Source organism: Sebaldella sp. S0638, assembly GCF_024158605.1.
Taxonomy (GTDB): domain Bacteria; phylum Fusobacteriota; class Fusobacteriia; order Fusobacteriales; family Leptotrichiaceae; genus Sebaldella.
This window is the reverse complement of the sequence record NZ_JAMZGM010000206.1, coordinates 1-3,059: the sequence shown is the minus strand read 5'-3', so window position 1 is coordinate 3,059 and position 3,059 is coordinate 1. Positions and strand designations below refer to the sequence as shown.

Below are 3,059 nucleotides of genomic sequence, written 5' to 3'. Positions count from 1 at the left end.
TGGGTTTATTACTCCTTACCAGGCTAGATTCAATTTCTTTGGATCCTAATGTTCCCATTTTGCTTGACCATTACATTCTTATCTTAGACCACGTTATGATGGATATCTGTATTTTCAGGATAATGCCGGAGAGATAGTTAGGGATTTTATTAGAGACGGCGGAAATGTTAAAGATATTTTAGATAAAATAAATAATTTATATAAAAAATCTAGGAGTAAATAATATGAATTTATTAGATGGTATTATTATTTTAGACTTTAGTCAATATCTGGCAGGGCCTTCAGCAACTTTAAGGTTAGCTGACTTAGGTGCCAGAGTTATTAAGATCGAAAGACCTAAAGGCGGAGACGGCAGCCGGGCTATGCAGCTGAAAAATCTGGTTATTGATGACGATAGTTTACTATTTCATACAATAAACAGAAATAAAGAAAGTTTTACCTGTGATCTTAAAGATAAAGATGATCTTGAGATGGTCAAAAAACTTATTACCAAGGCAGATATTTTGGTTGAAAACTTTAGACCCGGAGTTATGGATAAAATAGGGTTAAGCTATGATGCAGTCAGAGAAATTAATCCTAAAATCATATACGGTACAGTTACGGGATATGGATCAGAAGGCCCGTGGGCCAGAAAGCCGGGACAGGATTTACTTTTGCAGGCTATGTCAGGTTTAACATGGCTAAATGGTAACAGTAACCAGCCTCCAATGCCGTTTGCACTGAGTATAACCGATATTTACACAGGAATTCATCTGTCAGAAGGAATTCTAGCCTGTTTATTCAGAAGATTTAAAACAGGTGAAGGAGGGCTGGTTCAGGTCAGTCTGCTTGAATCTATTCTTGATATGCAGTTTGAAGTTATTACAACATATCTTAATGACGGAAAAAAAGCCCCCAAAAGATCAGTGTATAATAATGCACATGCATATTTAAGTGCTCCTTATGGTATTTATGAAACATCTGATGATTATATTGCATTAGCCATGGGGTCTGTTTTAGAATTGGGGCAGATACTGGATATTCCTGAGCTGGAACAATATAGTAATCCTGAAAGCTGGTTTGACAGCAGGGATGAAATAAAACAGCTTATTGGTGCTAAACTCAGAACAAACACCGCTGAATACTGGCTTGACATACTAAAAAAAGCTGATTACTGGTGTTCTGATGTTCTGAATTGGCAGCAGCTTTTAGAATCAGAAGGATTCAAAATTTTAGATTTTATTCAAAATGTCAAAAGACCAGACAGTCAGGATATTTTCACATCCAGATGTCCGATCAGGATAAACGGTGAAAAACTAAAATCTTCTAAATGGGCACCTAAACTGGGTGAAAATACAGAAAATATTATTAAAGAATTTAAATTAAGAGGTGAAGTTAAAAATGAAACCACTTGAAGGAATAAGAGTTTTGGACTTTAGCCAGTTTCTTTCAGGGCCTTCTACATCTTTAAGACTGGCTGATTTAGGAGCTGAGGTTATTAAAGTCGAAAAAACTGGTAACGGTGATATTTGCAGGCAGTTATATGTAACAAATTTGAAAATTGACGGGGAAAGTTCTATTTTTCATACAATTAATAGGAATAAAGATGGTATATCTATTGACTTGAAAAATGATGACGAATACCAAAAACTCATCCCGTTAATTGAAAAGTCTGATGTAATGATTATTAATTTCAGACCCGGTGTTTCCCAAAAACTAAAGCTGGACTATGAAAGAATCAAAAAAATAAATCCAAAAATCATCTATGCTGAAATTACCGGATATGGAAAAGAAGGCCCGTGGAAAGATCTAGCCGGTCAGGATTTATTGGTACAGGCTGTGTCTGGTTTGAGCTATCTAAACGGCAACAGTAACCAGCCTCCTACGCCTTTCGGATTATCAGTGGCTGATATGTTTGCCGGACAGCATTTAGTTCAGGGAATTCTTGGAAGTTTGATAAGAAGGGAAATAAAAGGCGAGGGTTCGTTGATAGAAGTTAGTTTATTGGAATCTATTCTGGATATTCAATTTGAATTATTTACTACATTTCTTAATGACGGGAATGAACTTCCTGAAAGAAGCAGTATAAATAATGCAAATGCTTATATAGGGGCACCTTACGGGATATATGAGACATCAGACGGTTATATTGCTTTAGCAATGGTTCCTGTTACATATTTGGGAGAGTTAATTTCCTGCAAAGAATTGGAAGGGTATACAGATTCAAAAACATGGTCTACCAAAAGGGATGAAATAAAGTCCATTCTTGCGCATCATTTGAAAACTGAAACTACTTCCTACTGGCTGGAAATTTTAGAAAAAGCAGATATTTGGTGCTCAGATGTATATAGCTGGGATAAACTGTTTGAAACTGAAGGATTTAAACAGTTAAGCATGATTCAAAAAATTAAAGTTAACAGTGAAACTGAAATAGAAACTACAAGATGTCCAATAAAAATAGACAGGGAACTATATATAAACCAAAAGGGTTCACCAAAAATCGGAGAACATAACATAAAATATCTTTGTAAGGAAAAGAGGTAATAAAAATGGAAAAAGCGATTTATTATGAGGATTACATTATTGGTGACAGCAGAAAAACTTACGGAAGAACTATTACAGAAACTGATATAGTTATCCATGCCGGGCAGACAGGTGATTTTTTCCCTCATCATATGGATAAAGAATGGTGTAAAACAACTGATTTTAAGCAAAGAATAGCACATGGAACTTTAACATTCAGTGTAGGCGTGGGGATGACAGCTAATGTTATAAATCCAGCTGCATTTTCTTATGGATATGACAGATTAAGATTTTTAGCACCTGTTTTTATCGGGGATACAATTACTGTTACAGTAACTATAAAAGAAAAAAGAGACCATCCCAAGAAAGAAAACATGGGGTTTGTTATAGAGTTAGTTGAAATTTTTAATCAGGATGAAAAACTTGTGTTAGTTTGTGAACACTTGCTTTTATGTCAAAAAAAGAGTTAAGTCAGGGATTATGGGAGTGTGCAAGAAAGTCTGTAAATTAAATCTGATATAATAAAAGATTTGTTTTTCATATATTGATTTATCTAT

3 protein-coding genes are annotated in these 3,059 nt (G+C 34.8%); all 3 read left to right on the top strand.

Annotated elements, in window-relative coordinates; translation table 11 throughout:
- The first annotated feature begins 224 nt into the window (after nucleotides 1-224).
- The 3 genes from NK213_RS19465 to NK213_RS19455 are packed head-to-tail and all read left to right on the top strand — an operon-like array spanning nucleotide 225 to nucleotide 2,972.
- Nucleotides 225-1,394, top strand: coding sequence for a CaiB/BaiF CoA-transferase family protein (locus NK213_RS19465; RefSeq protein WP_253352424.1), 1,170 nt, complete (start codon nucleotides 225-227; stop codon nucleotides 1,392-1,394).
- Nucleotides 1,381-2,523 (top strand): CaiB/BaiF CoA-transferase family protein, encoded by a 1,143-nt coding sequence (locus NK213_RS19460; protein ID WP_253352422.1) that lies wholly within the window; start codon nucleotides 1,381-1,383, stop codon nucleotides 2,521-2,523. The genes NK213_RS19465 and NK213_RS19460 overlap by 14 nt, the downstream gene beginning before the upstream one ends.
- 5 nt (nucleotides 2,524-2,528) lie before the next feature.
- Complete coding sequence (locus tag NK213_RS19455) at nucleotides 2,529-2,972, top strand: MaoC/PaaZ C-terminal domain-containing protein (RefSeq protein ID WP_253352419.1); 444 nt, start codon at nucleotides 2,529-2,531, stop codon at nucleotides 2,970-2,972.
- Nucleotides 2,973-3,059: the final 87 nt, after the last annotated feature.

What these genes read in the sequence shown, in the direction of transcription:
- NK213_RS19455 (WP_253352419.1), top strand. Translation starts at nt 2,529, where the DNA reads ATGGAAAAAGCGATTTATTATGAGGATTACATTATTGGTGACAGCAGA.
- NK213_RS19465 (WP_253352424.1), top strand. Translation starts at nt 225, where the DNA reads ATGAATTTATTAGATGGTATTATTATTTTAGACTTTAGTCAATATCTG.
- NK213_RS19460 (WP_253352422.1), top strand. Translation starts at nt 1,381, where the DNA reads ATGAAACCACTTGAAGGAATAAGAGTTTTGGACTTTAGCCAGTTTCTT.